We start from the raw sequence: 15,438 nt of genomic DNA on the forward strand, positions 1-15,438 counted from the left end.
CGCTTCGGCATCGGTACGGTGAGGGCGACGAGCAGCCCCAGGGCGAGGGCCGCCGCCGCGATGACGGCGACGCCGAGTCCGGTACTCGTCTGCGACAGCAGCAGCATGGCGATCGTCGAGACGATGACGGCGGCGGACCCGTAGGCGAGCTGTGCGGCAGTCGGACGCGGCATGGCGGTTTCCGTCCATCGGAGGCGGGCGGGGAGTCAGCTCAACTCGTCGTCCCCCAGCTGCCGCTGGGAGGTTCCCCCGTCGAGCGACTCTACGACGGGGGGATTCCCGGACGGAACCTCCGGTAAGCGTGACCTCACCCACGGTGCCGAGGCACAGGGGGCGCACGCTCCTGCCTCGCGCGCCCCGGGCCGGGGGACCGGGGGCGACCCGTGCCGTTCGTCCGCCTGCCCGCGGAATGTCCGATAAGCGGAACTGAGCGACCGCATAGTGCAGTTGACCTGCGCAAGTCAAGGTCTGTCTTTTCTTCCCCACGTCCGGTCAAATGTCGTCACTTGAGACGCGCGCCGCGCGGAACCCCCCAACTCCTATGGAGATGTTCCGAACCATCCTTGCGGCCGCGGGAGGGGACAACATCAAGTGACCAGCAACACCGCCGCTCGGAGACGAGCGCTGCGTGCCGCCGCGATCGGCGTGACCATCGCCGCGTGCGCCGCGACCGGCACCCTCTACACCGCCGCCCAGGCCAACGACGTGCCGTGGCCGGCCCCGGCCGCGGGCAAGCAGGACCCCACCGCCCCGGCGAAGGAGAAGGTCCAGCACAACCTCAAGGGCCCGTTCAGCGACCAGCAGGCCAAGCAGCGCGAGGCCGCCCTGGACCAGGTGCTCGCCGGCAAGAAGGACGTCGAGCAGCGCGGCGCCTCCAAGGTCGTCAAGCTCGACGACAAGAAGTACGTCGAGCTCGGCCGCGAGAAGACCGACAAGATCTTCACGATCCTCGTCGAGTTCGGCGACCAGGTCGACAACACCACCATGTTCGACCCGGACGGCCCGGGCCCCAAGCCCCCGGTCGTCAAGTACGGCGGCGAGCCCGGCCCGGCCCGCAACACCATCCCGAAGCCGGACCGCACCAAGGACAACAGCACCGCCTGGCGCGCGGACTTCAGCCGTGACTACTTCCAGGACCTGTACTTCGGTACCGGTGAGGGCAAGCACTCGCTGAAGACCTACTACGAGAAGACCTCCTCGGGCCGCTACTCGGTCGAGGGCGAGGTCGCCGACTGGGTCAAGGTCCCGTACAACGAGGCCCGCTACGGCTCGAACTACTGCGGCCAGACCAACTGCGCCAACGTGTGGGACACCGTCCGCGACGGTGTCACCGCCTGGGTCGAGGGCCAGAAGAAGGCCGGCAAGACCGACGAGCAGATCAAGACGCAGCTGGCCCAGTACGACCAGTGGGACCGCTACGACTTCGACGGCGACGGCAACTTCAACGAGTCCGACGGCTACATCGACCACTTCCAGATCGTCCACGCGGGCGAGGACGAGTCGGCCGGCGGCGGCAAGGAGGGCACCAACGCCCTGTGGGCCCACCGCTGGTACGCCTACGGCACCAACGCGGGCAAGACCGGCCCCGAGAACAACAAGGCCGGCGGTACCCAGATCGGCAACACCGGCATCTGGGTCGGCGACTACACCATGCAGCCCGAGAACGGCGGCCTCGGTGTCTTCGCCCACGAGTACGGCCACGACCTGGGCCTGCCGGACCTGTACGACACCACCGGTGGCGGCGAGAACTCGGTCGGCTTCTGGTCCCTGATGTCGGCCGGCTCCTGGCTCGGCACGGGCGAGGAGTCCATAGGCGACCTCCCGGGCGACATGACCTCCTGGGACAAGCTCCAGCTGGGCTGGCTGAACTACGACAAGGCCAAGGCCGCGACGAAGTCCACCCACAAGCTGGGCGTCTCGGAGTTCAACACCAAGGACAAGCAGGCCCTGGTCGTCGAGCTGCCGAAGAAGCAGGTCCGCACCGACGTGGTGGCCCCCGCCGAGGGCGCCAACCAGTGGTGGTCGGGCATGGGTGACGACCTCAAGAACACCCTGACCCGCTCCGTGGACCTCACGGGCAAGTCCTCCGCCGCCCTCTCCCTCAAGGGCTGGTGGGACATCGAGAAGGACTACGACTACCTCTACACCGAGGTGTCCACCGACGGCGGCGCCACCTGGACCGCCCTCGCGGGTACCGCCAACGGCCAGGCCATCCCGGCCGACGCCGCGGGCTCCCCGGCCCTGACCGACGTCTCCGGCGGCTGGCAGAACCTGAACTTCCCGCTGGACGCCTACGCCGGCAAGAAGATCGACCTCCGCTTCCGCTACCAGACGGACGGCGGCGCGGGCGGCAAGGGCTTCACCGCCGACGCGATCACCCTGACGGCGGACGGCTCCGCGCTGTTCACCGACGGCGGCGAGAGCGGCGACAACGGCTGGACCCTCAAGGGCTTCTCCCGGATCGGCGCGGGCTTCACCAAGGACTACGCGCAGTACTACATCGCGGAGAACCGCCGCTACGTCTCGTACGACCAGACCCTCAAGGTCGGCCCGTACAACTTCGGCTGGGCCAACAGCCGCCCCGACTGGGTCGAGCACTACCCGTACCAGGACGGTCTGCTGATCTGGCTCTGGGACACCTCCCAGAAGGACAACAACACCAGCGTCCACCCCGGCCAGGGCCTGATCCTGCCGATCGACGCCAACGCCAAGCCCATGAAGTGGGCCGACGGCACCCTGCTGCGGAACAAGATCCAGCCGTACGACGCCACCTTCAGCGCGTACTCGACGGACGCCTTCACCCTGCACAAGAACGGTGAGTCGCTGTTCGTCAAGCCGAAGCCCACGAACCTGGTCTTCGACGACCACAAGGGCAAGTACTACTACGACGAGAACCCGACCGGTTCCGTCAAGGTCACTGACACCAACACCAAGATCAAGATCCTGAAGGAGGCCTACGACGGTCTCCAGATGACGGTCGAGGTCGGTCCTTCGACCAAGTAGTCGGAAAAACCCCAGGTCACAGCATGATCGGCCGTCGCCCTCTAGCGGGCGGCGGCCGATCGCGTTTAGATGCGGATGCGAGTGTCTTATTGACGGTCCGCGGCACCGGCCGCGGCCGACTCCATCTCACGGGGGAGATGCCACCATGCCTGGCGGAGGTTTCGTCAAGCTCCCGAACGGGAGCGTCGTCGTCGCCCTGACCCTGCCCAGACCCGCCGACCGGCCCTACGGGGACCCGGGCGGCGGCCAGGTCCGCGTGCTCGTCCTCGCCGCGAACCGGGCCCGCGCCCTGACCAGGCTGCGGAACCTCGGACTGCGCGCCGTCTACCTGCGGGGGAACAGCCAGCCGCCGACCCTGGACGAGATCACGGCGGTGCTCCACCACCCCGACGGCCTGCTGTGGCGGGCGGTCCCCGACGACGCCGAGGAGCTCTGGCACCCGATACGGGCCCTGCTCCGGGGAGCCTGAGCCCGCCGGGCCGATGTCCGGCGGACCGGACCGGAGCCCGCCGGACCGGAGCCCGCCGGGCCCGAGCCCGCCGGGTGCCGCCCGGCTCCTGCGCCCGCTACGCCCCGTCCAGGCCCCCGGCGACCACCGGGGTGCCGCTGAGCTCCACGCCGGCCTCCCGCAGCTCCTCCAGCGCCCGCCGGGCGGTCCGCGGCGCCACCGCGGCGGTCAGGTCCAGCAGCACGTGCGTACGGAAGCCCTCGCGGACGGCGTCCAGCGCGGTCGCCCGGACGCAGTGGTCGGTGGCGATGCCCACCACGTCCACCTCGGTGACCTGCCGGGCGCGCAGCCACTCGGCCAGCGGCGTGCCGTTCTCGTCGGTGCCCTCGAAGCCGCTGTACGCCGCCGCGTGGGCGCCCTTGTCGAACACGGCCGCGATGCTGCCGGAGGCGACGGCGGGCGCGAAGTTCGGGTGGAAGCCCACGCCCTCGGTGCCGGCCACGCAGTGCACCGGCCAGGAGGTCTCGTAGTCCGGTTCGGCCGGCGGGTGGGCGAAGTGCGCACCCGGGTCGACGTGGTGGTCACGGGTGGCCACGACGTGCCGGTAGCCGGGGGTGGCCTGCCCGATCAGCTCCGTGATGGCGGCGGCGACGTCGGCGCCCCCGGCGACCGCGAGGCTGCCGCCCTCGCAGAAGTCGTTCTGTACGTCGACGACGATCAGTGCGCGGTGCATGACGCGGTCCTTCATTCGTGGTGGTCGGTCGGGGCTGGTGCTCGGGCCGGCGGTGGGGCTCGTGGCCCGTGGCGCGGGCCCGTGGCCCGTGGCCGGGCCCGGGCCCCGGGCGGGGGTCTCGGTGGTGCTCCTGGTGCTGCTGGTCTTTCCCGGTCTGCCCGCCGCTACTCCGCCCGTCAGACGTACTCCGTCGGGATGACGGCCTCGCCGCGCGAGAGCTGCGTCGCGGACAGCGGCAGCCCCGCCCGCGCGGCGCGGTGCCGGTCCCGGGCGGTCTCCAGCGGCTCGCGGGCGACCACCTCGCCGCCCTTGACCAGCTGCGTCAGCAGCTGACGGCCGGCGAGTGCCTGGGGCACCGGCCCGGTGCCGACGACCTCGGCCTCGGCCACGCCGTCCGCGTCGGTCCGCCGGGCCGCCCACTTGCGGCCGCCGACGGAGGTCTTGCCGCCGGTCGACTTCTTCGCCACCGGCACCAGGGGTGCCTTCGGGTCGTCCGAGGCGGCCCGGGCGACCAGCTTGTAGACCATCGAGCTGGTGGGGTGGCCGCTGCCGGTGACCAGCTGGGTGCCCACGCCGTAGGCGTCCACGGGCGCCGCGGCCAGCGAGGCGATGGCGTACTCGTCCAGGTCCGAGGTGACCACGATCTTCGTCCCGGTGGCCCCCAGCTCGTCCAGCTGCTGGCGCACCCGGTGGGCCACCAGCAGCAGGTCGCCGGAGTCGATGCGGACCGCGCCCAGCGAGGTCCCGGCGATCTCCACGGCCGTGCGCACGGCCTCGGCCACGTCGTAGGTGTCCACCAGCAGGGTGGTCCCGCCGCCGAGGGAGGCGACCTGGGCCTGGAAGGCGTCGCGCTCGGTGTCGTGCAGGAGGGTGAAGGCGTGGGCGGAGGTGCCGACCGTCGGGATGCCGTAGCGGAATCCGGCCGCCAGGTCCGAGGTCGAGGTGAACCCGCCGACGTAGGCCGCGCGGGCGGCGGCCACGGCCGCCAGCTCGTGGGTGCGCCGGGCCCCCATCTCGATGAGCGGCCGCTCGCCCGCGGCCGAGGCCATCCGGGAGGCCGCGGCGGCGATCGCCGAGTCGTGGTTGAGGATCGACAGGACCACCGTCTCCAGCAGCACGCACTCGGCGAAGCTGCCCTCCACGCGCAGGACGGGGGAGCCGGGGAAGTAGACCTCGCCCTCCGGGTAGCCCCAGATGTCCCCCGAGAAGCGGTACGACGACAGCCAGTCCAGGGTGCGCATGTCGACCACGGCGCGCTCGCGCAGGAACTCCAGCACGGCGCTGTCGAAGCGGAAGTTCTCCACCGCGTCCAGCACCCGGCCGGTGCCCGCCACGACGCCGTAGCGCCGGCCCTCGGGCAGCCTCCGGGTGAACACCTCGAAGACCGAGCGGCGGTGGGCGGTGCCGTCCGCCAGGGCGGCCTGCAGCATCGTGAGCTCGTAATGGTCCGTGAAGAGCGCTGTGGACGGAACGTCCACCGGCAGCCCCAAGTCCGCAGGGTTCATGTCAGGGATGCTAGCGCACATTTCGTCAAAGTGACGAGATGTGGTGCCCGTTTGTGCGACGGGCCCGTCACAGTGGCAGCATGGGACAGGTGAGTGTTGCTCCCATCGAGATCGAACGCACCGAATCGGCCGAGGAGACCTTCGCGGTCCCCGAACCCGACGTTCCCTGGGTGACCCTGGTGCACAACGACCCGGTCAACCTCATGAGCTACGTGACGTACGTGTTCCAGGCGTACTTCGGCTACCCCAAGGACAAGGCGCGCAGGCTGATGCTCGACGTGCACCACAAGGGCCGGGCGGTCGTCTCCAGCGGCACCCGCGAGGAGATGGAACGCGACGTGCAGGCGATGCACGGCTACGGCCTGTGGGCCACCCTTTCGCAGGACCGCGGCTGATGGGCGGACACCCCGGCATGTTCGAGCCCCTCAAGGGCGGGGGCGCGGCGGTCGCCCTCGACGACATCGAGATCGCCATCCTGCGCTCGCTCGCGGTGCAACTGCTGGAGCTGATCGGCCCCGGCGAGCCCGAGCCCGCCGCGGACGCCGACCCGCTGGCCGCCCTCTTCGCCGAGGGCCCCAGCGAACCGCCGTCCGACCCGGCGCTCGCCCGGCTCTTCCCCGACGCCTACGGCGGCCCCTCCGGCGAGGACGAGGGGGTGGACCCGGCCGAGCTGAAGGCGTGGTCGGCGGAGTTCCGCCGGTTCACCGAGAACGACCTGCGCACCCGCAAGCGCGAGGACGCCCTCGCCGTGGTCCGCAGCCTGGACGCCCTGATCCCCGCCGGGGACGGCGGGGCGGTGCTGGAGCTGACCGGCGAGCTGCCGCTGCGCTGGCTCGGCGCGCTGAACGACCTGCGGCTGACCATCGGGGCCCGGCTCGACATCAGCGAGGACGAGGAGAGCGCCCAGCTCTACCGGCTCCCCGACGACGACCCGCGCAAGCCCATGGTGATGGCGTACCTGTGGCTGGGCGGGCTCCAGGAGACCCTCATCGAGACCCTCTGAGCCGGCGCGCCGACACGCGCCCGGCATGATCGTTCGCTCAGCGGACGCTCAAATCCGGATAACGATCAGATCACCGCCATGCGGTGATCTGATCCCGTTTACGCACCTTTATTCGGATATTCATGTGTACCGCGTCACTTTCCCGTCGACCGGCCGCCCGGAGATGCGTGATAGATCTTCACGACCGCCGGCGGGACGCCACCCCTGTCCCCGCAGGCGCTGCTTGAACCGGCTGACCGCCGGGTGCAACTCCATCCGTGTCCGGGGGGATCGAGGAACCCGATCCGGCGCCACCGCACGGCGACGGGTCGGCGTGGAGAAAGGCGCACCACCACCATGACCTCAGTGCAGGTCGAGCAGCACGACAAGGGGCCCGTCGAGGGTGCCCAGGGCGAGGGCGGCGAGGGATACCACCGCACGCTCGGAGCCCGCCAGATCCAGATGATCGCCATCGGCGGCGCGATCGGCACCGGCCTCTTCCTGGGCGCCGGCAAGGCCATCTCCAAGGCCGGTCCGAGCCTGATCCTGGCCTACGCCATCGCCGGCCTGGTCATCTTCTTCATCATGCGGGCGCTCGGCGAGCTCCTCATGTACCGCCCGGTCGCGGGCTCGTTCTCCGACTACGCCCGGGAGTTCCTGGGCCCGTTCTGGGGCTACGCGACCGGCTGGACGTACTGGCTTTTCTGGGTGGTCACCGGCATCACCGAGGTCACCGCGGCCGCCAAGTACATGACGTACTGGACCCACGACGGCTTCCCGCAGTGGGCCTACGCACTGATCTTCACCGTGCTCCTCTACGGCGCGAACCTGATCTCCGTGAAGCTCTTCGGCGAGCTGGAGTTCTGGTTCTCCATGGTCAAGGTCACCGCCATCGTCGGCATGATCCTCATCTGCGCCGGCATCCTGACCGTCGGCTTCTCCGACGCCGCCGACACCGCGACCGTCGCCAACCTGTGGAACGACCGGGGCTTCTTCCCCCACGGCATCGGCGAGACGCTGATGACGCTGCAGATCGTGATGTTCGCCTTCCTCGCCGTCGAGCTGGTCGGCGTCACCGCCGGCGAGTCCAAGGACCCCGAGAAGACCCTGCCCAAGGCCATCAACACCGTGCCGTGGCGGATCGCCGTCTTCTACGTCGGCGCGCTCATCATGATCATGTCGGTCATCCCGTGGTCGAACTTCAAGGCCGGCGAGAGCCCCTTCGTCCTCGCCTTCGAGAAGATGGGCCTCGGCATCGGCGCGGCGATCGTGAACTTCGTCGTCCTGACCGCCGCCCTGTCGTCCTGCAACTCGGGCATGTACTCCACCGGCCGCATGCTGCGCGACCTCGCGCTCAACGGCCAGGGCCCGAAGTTCTTCACCCGGCTGACGAAGAACGGCACCCCGCTGGTGGGCACCACCTTCTCCGCCGCGCTGATGCTGGTCGGCGTCTGGATCAACTACGTCGCCCCCGGCAAGGCCTTCGACTACGTCGTCTCCTTCGCCACCATCTCCGGCATGTGGGCGTGGATCATGATCCTGGTCTGCCAGATCCGCTACCGCGCCCGCGCCGACCGCGGCGAGCTGCCGACGTCGCCCTTCCGGGCGCCCGGCGCCCCGTACAGCAGCTGGTTCGCGCTGCTCTTCATCGGCATGGTCGTCGTGATGATGGGCCTGGACAAGGACGCCCGGGTGTCGCTGTACTGCGCCCCGCTGTGGGGCCTGGTCCTCGGCGTGTCGTACCTGGTCCTCAAGCGCCGCAACCCCGAGGGCGCCGCGTTCGCCAAGCGCTGACGGGCCGCCGCCCAGGCGCCCGCTGTCCGGCATCCGGGCCCTTCCGTACCACTCCTCGGTACGGAAGGGCCCGTCTGCTTATCCTGTCGCTCATGCTGACCCTCACCCAGGAGCTCTACGACCGCATCGTCGAGCACGCGCGCAAGGACCACCCGGACGAGGCGTGCGGCGTCGTGGCCGGCCCGGCGGGCACCGGCCGGCCCGAGCGGTTCGTCCCGATGCTGAACGCCGCCCGCTCGCCCACGTTCTACGAGTTCGACTCCAAGGACCTGCTGGCGCTCTACCGCGAGATGGACGACCGGGACGAGGAGCCCGTGATCGTCTACCACTCGCACACCGCCACCGAGGCCTATCCCTCGCGCACCGACGTGACCTACGCCAACGAGCCGGGCGCCCACTACGTCCTGGTCTCCACGGCGGACACCGACGGCCTGGGGGAGTTCCAGTTCCGCTCGTACCGGATCGTCGACGGAGTGATCACCGAGGAAGAAGTGCAGGTCGTAGCCGCCTACTGACCAGTATGTGAGCGCTGGGCGTCCATCATGCGGGATCACACTCCAAACGGGGGACCGGGAATCGTTAACATGACCGCATGGTTTCCCACGACGTGAGCAACGAGACGCCCAGCAGGACCCTGCTCGTGGCGCGGCTGCACGTCGACCTGTGCCGCCTCGCCAGCGCCATCTGTCCCGCTGCCTGAGAAGCACCGCAGCCCTCTCGCGCGGGGGCAGAGAACCGCGCGCCCGCACGTAGTTTTCGCCCCTTCCACGCCTTTCACGACACTGGAGCCGGCCATGGCCATCGAGGTCCGCATCCCCACCATCCTCCGCACCTACACCGACGGCGAGAAGGCCGTCACCGGTGAAGGCGCCACCCTCGCCGAGCTGTTCGCCGACCTGGAGACCCGCCACACCGGCATCCGGGAGCGCATCGTCGAGGGCGACAAGCTGCGCCGCTTCGTGAACGTCTACCTCAACGACGAGGACGTCCGCTTCCTGGACGGCATCTCCACCAAGCTGACGGACGGCGACAACGTCACCATCCTCCCGGCCGTGGCCGGCGGCTCGAAGTAATGCGCTACGACTCCCCGCTCGCGGCGGTCGGCAACACCCCGCTGGTCCGCCTGCCCCGGCTCTCGCCCTCGGACGACGTCCGGATCTGGGCGAAGCTGGAGGACCGCAACCCCACCGGCTCGATCAAGGACCGGCCCGCGCTGCACATGATCGAGCAGGCGGAGAAGGCCGGCCGGCTGACCCCCGGCTGCACCATCCTGGAGCCCACCTCCGGCAACACCGGCATCTCGCTGGCCATGGCCGCCAAGCTCAAGGGCTACCGGATCGTGTGCGTGATGCCGGAGAACACCAGCCAGGAGCGGCGCGACCTGCTGGCCATGTGGGGAGCCGAGATCATCTCGTCGCCGGCCGCCGGCGGCTCGAACACGGCCGTGCGGGTGGCGAAGGAACTGGCCGAGCAGAACCCGTCCTGGGTGATGCTCTACCAGTACGGCAACCCCGACAACGCCGGCGCGCACTACGCCACCACCGGCCCGGAGATCCTCGCCGACCTGCCCTCCGTCACCCACTTCGTGGCGGGCCTGGGCACGACCGGCACCCTGATGGGCGTCGGCCGCTACCTGCGCGAGCACAAGCCCGACGTCAAGATCGTCGCCGCGGAGCCGCGCTACGACGACCTGGTGTACGGCCTGCGCAACCTCGACGAGGGCTTCGTCCCGGAGCTCTACGACGCGTCCGTGCTCACCACCCGCTTCTCGGTCGGTTCCGCCGACGCGGTGACGCGCACCCGCGAACTGCTCCAGCAGGAGGGCATCTTCGCGGGCGTGTCCACCGGGGCCGCCCTGCACGCGGCCATCGGTGTCGGCCGCAAGGCCGTGGCGGCGGGCGAGTCCGCGGACATCGTCTTCGTCGTGGCCGACGGCGGCTGGAAGTACCTCTCCACCGGCGTCTACACGGCCGCCACCACGGAGGAGGCCGTCGAGGTCCTCCAGGGCCAACTCTGGGCCTAGGCCCCACCGCGCCACCGGTCCCGGCCCGCCCCCCCGGGGCCCGAGCCCGCCCGCCCCGGCCGGGAGCTCCGCCGAGGAACGCGGTCCGCGGCGGGGCCCCGGTCAGGCCGGGCCGGTCAGGTGGGGGCCGATCAGGTCGGGCCGGTCAGGTCGGGCCGGTCAGGTCGGGCAGGTCAGGTCGGGGCGGTCAAAAGTTCGGCCAGGATCGAGGCATGGCTCGACTCCGGTGTGCGCACCGCGGTCACCAGGGTCAGCGTGCCCTGCCCGGCCAGCGCCCGCAGGTGCGCGAGGGCCGCCACGGCCTCCGGCTCCGCCAGCTCGGCCTCGTAGCGGGCCCGGAACTCCTCCCGGCTGCCCCCGGCGTGGAACCACTTGCGCAGCTCCGCCGACGGAGTGACCGCCCGCGGCCACTCGTCCACCTTCGCCTCGGCCTTCGCCAGCCCCCGCGGCCACAGCCGGTCCACGAGGACCCGTACCCCGTCCTCCGCCGGATCCGGCGGATCGTAGACCCGTCGCAGTCGGATCATCGTCCGCCACCACCTCCCAGGCCCCGGACCTCGTCCCACACCGCAGGATCCAGTACCCCGGCCCTGCGCCGGAACTCCCACACCGACAGGACGAGCGGCCGGTCCGCCTCCACGAACCCCGGCCGCCCGTGCACCTCCACCAGCAGACCCGGCGGCAGCGGGATCACCCCGGGCCGGTCGTCGTGGTACTTGCCCGTGATCGGCGCGACCCGCGCCGTCCGGCCCCGTACCCCCAGGACCACGCAGCAGTGACCGCCCGCCGTCCACCAGATCTCGCCCGCCCGCGGCCGCGGCGCCGGCCCGGGCCCGTGGACCGCGCCGCGCCCGGCCCGGGCACCTGGCGCCCGGCCCCCGGCGACCAGTACGACCAGCGCCACCGCGACCACCGCGGCGGCGGCCGGCCACCACGACGTGTCCATGGTTCGACCGTAACCGGGCCCCGCCCACCCGGCGCGGCAACGCGTGCGCGGGCCGTCGCTCCCCCGGGTGACACCGCAGGTGAGTTCCCCCACAACAGCACGCCGTGGAGGAGCGACCGGGCGTTTCGCGCCTTACGCTCGACGCACCGCACGGCCCTCGCACGACCACCCGACGCCCTCCCCGTCTCCGCCCGCCACGGACCGTCCACGGAGGTTCCCGCTCCCATGAAGCTCACCGTCGTCGGCTGTTCGGGTTCGTTCCCGTCCGCGGAATCGGCCTGCTCCAGCTACCTGGTCGAGGCCGACGGCTTCCGGCTGCTCCTCGACATGGGCAACGGCGCCCTGGGCGAGCTGCAGCGCCACATCGGCCTCTACGACCTCGACGCGATCTTCCTCAGCCATCTGCACGCCGATCACTGCATCGACATGTGCGCCTACTTCGTGGCCCGCTACTACCGCCACGAGGGCGGCCGCTGCGGCGCCATCCCCGTCCACGGCCCCGAAGGCACCGAGAAGCGGCTGACCACGGCCTACGAGGACGTGCCCGACGAGCGGTCGATGAGCGAGGTCTTCGATTTCCGGACCCTGAAGTCCGGCTCGTTCGACATCGGCCCCTTCCGGGTCCGCACCGAACGGCTCGCCCACCCCGTCGAGGCGTACGGCATCCGCGTCGAGCACGGCGGCCGCTCCCTGACGTACTCCGGGGACACCGGGGTCTGCCCCGAGCTGGGGCTGCTCGCCGAGGGCGCCGACCTGTTCCTGTGCGAGGCCTCCTTCACCCACGGCAAGGAGGACATCCCCGACCTCCACCTCAACGGCCGCGAGGCCGGCGAGTTCGCGCAGCGGGGCAACGTCGGCCGCCTGGTGCTCACCCACATCCCGCCGTGGACCTCGGCCGAGCAGAACCTGGCCGACGCCCGCGCGGTCTACTCCGGCCCGATCGACCTGGCCGCCCCCGGCGCGGTGTACGAACTCTGACCCGCGGCCCCCGGCCCTGACCCGCCGCCCGCGGCCCGGCCCCGGTCCCGGTCCCGGCCCCGCACGCGCCGAAGCCCCCGCCCTCCCCTGTCACGGAGAGCGGGGGCTTCGTGGTGGCCGGTGGCGTCCGCCGGTCCGGCTACTTGGCCTCGGCCTTCTGCAGCTCGGCCAGTTCCTCGTCGGACTCGCGGCCCGGCGTCGGCAGGTTGAACTTGGTGATCGCGAAGCGGAAGACCACGTAGTACAGCGCCGCGAAGCACAGGCCGACCAGCGCCAGGCCCAGCGGGTTGGTAGCCTTGCCCAGGTTCAGCAGGTAGTCGATCGCGCCGGCGGAGAAGCCGAAGCCGTCCTTCATGCCGAGCGCCCAGGTCAGCGCCATGGACACACCGGTCAGCACCGCGTGGACCGCGTACAGGACCGGGGCGATGAACATGAAGGTGAACTCGATCGGCTCGGTGACACCGGTGACGAAGGAGGTCAGCGCGAGGGAGAACATCATGCCGCCGACGACCTTGCGGCGCTCGGGGCGGGCGCAGTGGACGATCGCGAGGCAGGCCGCCGGGAGGGCGAACATCATGATCGGGAAGAAGCCGGTCATGAACTGTCCGGCGCTCGGGTCGCCGGCCAGGAAGCGGGCGATGTCACCGCTCTTGCCGTTGTACTCGCCGGCCTGGAACCACGGGAAGGAGTTCAGCAGGTGGTGCATGCCGACCGGGATCAGACCGCGGTTGGCGACACCGAAGATGCCCGCGCCGACGGCGCCGGATCCGACCAGCCACTCACCGAAGCCGTGCAGGCCCTTGCCGAGCACCGGCCAGATGAGGCCGAACACGATGCCGATGACCAGACCCGCGAAGGCCGAGAGGATCGGGACCAGGCGGCGGCCGCCGAAGAAGCCCGCCCACTCGGGGAGCTTGGTCCGGTAGAACTTCTGGTAGATCAGGGCGACCACGAGGCCCATGACGACACCGCCGAGCACCTTGGCGTCGACCGGGGCGTCGACCATGGCGACCTTGCCGTCGACGACCTTGGCGACCTTCGGCAGGTTGGAGTCGGTGAACGTGGCGAGCACGTTCTTGAAGACCAGGTAGCCGGTCACCGCGGCCAGCGCGGTCGAGCCGTCGGACTTCTTCGCGTAACCGATCGCGATACCGACGGCGAACAGCAGCGCCATGTTGTCGAGGATCGCGCCGCCACCGGCGGACATGTACCCGGCGATCTTGGTGAGGAACGCCGGCAGGGCCGGGTCGCCGAGCATGTCCTTGTCGCCGAGGCGGACGAGCAGCGCGGCGGCGGGGAGCACCGCGACGGGGAGCATGAGGCTCCGGCCGATGCGCTGCATGACAGCCATCGCGCCGGCCCCCTTCTTCTTCTCTGCCGCCGGGGCAGCGCTGGCCGTGGTCACAACTTCCTCCAGTGGGCAAGGCGCCGCCCGGGAACGGAAACACGGGGGACCGGCGGCGTCTTCAGAAACGGGGGCTCACGGGCCCTCATCGGGGCGCGTGGTCTACACCATTGCGTGGTGTAGACCAGTTGTAGCACGGTCGGGGTTAGATAAGGAACCTTCGATTTTCTGTGGCCCGGGTCACACGACACAGGGCCCCCGGACCGAAGGATCCGAAGGCCCTGCCAGCCGCGGGCCGCAAGGCCCGCCCGCCACCGCCCGCCCCGCGCTACGCCTTGACGTTGTCCTTCTGCATCTCCTCGATCTCCTCGTCCGACTCCCGCCCCGGCGTCGGAATGTCGAACCTGGTGATCGCCAAGCGGAACACCACGTAATAGACGGCGGCGAAGCACAACCCGATCGGGATGATCAGCCACGGCTTCGTGGCGAGCCCCCAGTTGATCACGTAGTCGATCAGGCCCGCCGAGAACGTGAAGCCGTCGTGCACACCCAGCGCCCACGTCACCGCCATCGACACGCCCGTCAGCACCGCATGCACCGCGTACAGCAGCGGCGCGACGAACAGGAAGGAGTACTCCAGCGGCTCCGTGATGCCCGTGACGAACGAGGTCAGCGCCACCGACAGCATCAGCCCGCCCACCTCCTTGCGGCGCTGCGGCTTCGCGCAGTGCGTGATCGCCAGGGCCGCCGCCGGCAGCGCGAACATCATGATCGGGAAGAAGCCCGACGTGAACTGGCCCGCGTCCGGGTCCCCCGCCAGGAACATGCTGATGTCACCGTGCACCACCTGCCCGTCCGGCTTGGTGTACTCGCCGAACTGGAACCAGATGGGAATGTTCAGGAACTGGTGCAGCCCGATCACCAGCAGCGCCCGGTTCGCCACCCCGAACACCCCCGCACCCCACGCACCGATCCCCGACAGCCAGTCCGAGAAGCTCTCCAGCGCCGACCCGACCGGCGGCCACACCAGCAGACACAGCACCGCGAACACGATCGCGACGAACGACATGATGATCGGCACCAGCCGCCGGCCGTTGAAGAAGCCCAGCCAGTCCACCAGCTTCACCCGGTGGTACCGCTGCCAGAACCACGCCGTCAGCAACCCCATCACGATCCCCCCGAACACCCCCGGATTCTGGAACGCGAACCCCGTGAAAGTGCCGTCCGGCGTCAGACAGCCGCCCATCTCCGTGTTCCCCACCGGCTTCGAGCCCGCCGGGCACGGCTTCGCGAAGGCCCGCAGCACCCCCCGGTAGACCAGGAACCCCGCCACCGCCGCCAACGCCGTCGACCCGTCCGCCTTCTTCGCCATCCCGATGGCCACACCCACGCAGAACAGCAGCGGCAGCCCCAGTTCCGCGTTCAGCAGCGCGCCACCCGCGCCCGCCATCACCTTGGCGACGTCGGTCCAGTTCAGCCCGTCCTTGCCGAACACGTCGTCCTGCCCCAGCCGGTTCAGGATGCCCGCCGCAGGCAGGACGGCGATCGGCAGTTGGAGACTGCGCCCCATCTTCTGCAGACCCTGGAACACGGCGCTCCAGCGCTTGCGCTCCGGCGCTGCGGCGGTGGCGCTGCTCGCGCTCATCGGCTTCCTCCCTGGCGGCGTTTGGGCAGGGGCGAC

16 protein-coding genes are annotated in these 15,438 nt (G+C 70.5%); 10 read left to right on the forward strand and 6 right to left on the reverse strand.

The window, feature by feature from the left end:
* Positions 1-591 precede the first annotated feature (591 nt).
* On the forward strand, positions 592-3,003 hold the full coding sequence (locus tag LG632_RS09450; protein WP_226726450.1) for an immune inhibitor A domain-containing protein: 2,412 nt from the start codon (positions 592-594) through the stop codon (positions 3,001-3,003).
* Positions 3,004-3,148: 145 nt separating this feature from the next.
* Positions 3,149-3,472, forward strand: coding sequence for a hypothetical protein (locus LG632_RS09455; protein ID WP_226726451.1), 324 nt, complete (start codon positions 3,149-3,151; stop codon positions 3,470-3,472).
* Between the two features lie 97 nt (positions 3,473-3,569).
* Here LG632_RS09455 and LG632_RS09460 read toward each other — a convergent pair whose 3' ends face one another.
* Together LG632_RS09460 and LG632_RS09465 are read right to left on the reverse strand one after the other, a co-directional pair.
* On the reverse strand, positions 3,570-4,184 hold the full coding sequence (locus LG632_RS09460; RefSeq protein ID WP_226726452.1) for an isochorismatase family protein: 615 nt from the start codon (positions 4,182-4,184) through the stop codon (positions 3,570-3,572).
* Between the two features lie 176 nt (positions 4,185-4,360).
* Positions 4,361-5,689 (reverse strand): nicotinate phosphoribosyltransferase, encoded by a 1,329-nt coding sequence (locus LG632_RS09465; protein ID WP_226726453.1) that lies wholly within the window; start codon positions 5,687-5,689, stop codon positions 4,361-4,363.
* Positions 5,690-5,769: 80 nt separating this feature from the next.
* On the opposite strand from LG632_RS09465, the gene clpS reads away from it, so the two are divergent.
* The 7 genes from clpS (at position 5,770) to LG632_RS09495 (ending at position 10,488) form a co-directional block, all read left to right on the forward strand.
* Entirely contained in the window at positions 5,770-6,084 is a 315-nt protein-coding gene (gene clpS, locus LG632_RS09470; RefSeq protein ID WP_226726454.1) for an ATP-dependent Clp protease adapter ClpS, read from the forward strand.
* Positions 6,084-6,692, forward strand: a complete 609-nt coding sequence (locus LG632_RS09475) for a DUF2017 domain-containing protein (RefSeq protein WP_226726455.1) — start codon at positions 6,084-6,086, stop codon at positions 6,690-6,692. Before clpS ends, LG632_RS09475 begins: the two co-directional genes overlap by 1 nt.
* A gap of 336 nt (positions 6,693-7,028) precedes the next feature.
* The gene (locus LG632_RS09480; RefSeq protein ID WP_226726456.1) at positions 7,029-8,465 is read left to right on the forward strand and encodes an amino acid permease; all 1,437 of its coding nucleotides are present in this window, start codon (positions 7,029-7,031) and stop codon (positions 8,463-8,465) included.
* A 92-nt stretch (positions 8,466-8,557) separates the two neighbouring features.
* Positions 8,558-8,980, forward strand: a complete 423-nt coding sequence (locus tag LG632_RS09485) for a M67 family metallopeptidase (protein ID WP_226726457.1) — start codon at positions 8,558-8,560, stop codon at positions 8,978-8,980.
* A gap of 77 nt (positions 8,981-9,057) precedes the next feature.
* Positions 9,058-9,165, forward strand: coding sequence for a putative leader peptide (locus LG632_RS30650; protein ID WP_309550539.1), 108 nt, complete (start codon positions 9,058-9,060; stop codon positions 9,163-9,165).
* A 94-nt stretch (positions 9,166-9,259) separates the two neighbouring features.
* Positions 9,260-9,538 carry a MoaD/ThiS family protein gene (locus tag LG632_RS09490; protein ID WP_226726458.1) on the forward strand — a complete coding sequence of 93 codons (279 nt, stop codon included), beginning with the start codon at positions 9,260-9,262 and terminating at the stop codon, positions 9,536-9,538.
* Entirely contained in the window at positions 9,538-10,488 is a 951-nt protein-coding gene (locus LG632_RS09495) for a PLP-dependent cysteine synthase family protein (RefSeq protein WP_226726459.1), read from the forward strand. Before LG632_RS09490 ends, LG632_RS09495 begins: the two co-directional genes overlap by 1 nt.
* A gap of 173 nt (positions 10,489-10,661) precedes the next feature.
* On the opposite strand, the gene LG632_RS09500 is transcribed toward LG632_RS09495, so the two are convergent.
* Positions 10,662-11,015 (reverse strand): DUF488 domain-containing protein, encoded by a 354-nt coding sequence (locus LG632_RS09500; RefSeq protein ID WP_226726460.1) that lies wholly within the window; start codon positions 11,013-11,015, stop codon positions 10,662-10,664.
* On the reverse strand, positions 11,012-11,434 hold the full coding sequence (locus tag LG632_RS09505; protein WP_226726461.1) for a hypothetical protein: 423 nt from the start codon (positions 11,432-11,434) through the stop codon (positions 11,012-11,014). Before LG632_RS09505 ends, LG632_RS09500 begins: the two co-directional genes overlap by 4 nt.
* Before the next feature lie 225 nt (positions 11,435-11,659).
* On the opposite strand from LG632_RS09505, the gene LG632_RS09510 reads away from it, so the two are divergent.
* Entirely contained in the window at positions 11,660-12,412 is a 753-nt protein-coding gene (locus LG632_RS09510) for an MBL fold metallo-hydrolase (protein WP_226726462.1), read from the forward strand.
* 139 nt (positions 12,413-12,551) lie between these two features.
* Here the strand turns inward: LG632_RS09510 and LG632_RS09515 are convergent, their stop codons facing one another.
* Complete coding sequence (locus LG632_RS09515; RefSeq protein ID WP_226726463.1) at positions 12,552-13,817, reverse strand: PTS transporter subunit EIIC; 1,266 nt, start codon at positions 13,815-13,817, stop codon at positions 12,552-12,554.
* Positions 13,818-14,085: 268 nt separating this feature from the next.
* Positions 14,086-15,402, reverse strand: coding sequence for a PTS transporter subunit EIIC (locus tag LG632_RS09520; RefSeq protein WP_226726464.1), 1,317 nt, complete (start codon positions 15,400-15,402; stop codon positions 14,086-14,088).
* Positions 15,403-15,438: the final 36 nt, after the last annotated feature.

Source organism: Streptomyces antimicrobicus (assembly GCF_020532625.1).
Lineage (GTDB): Bacteria > Actinomycetota > Actinomycetes > Streptomycetales > Streptomycetaceae > Streptomyces > Streptomyces antimicrobicus.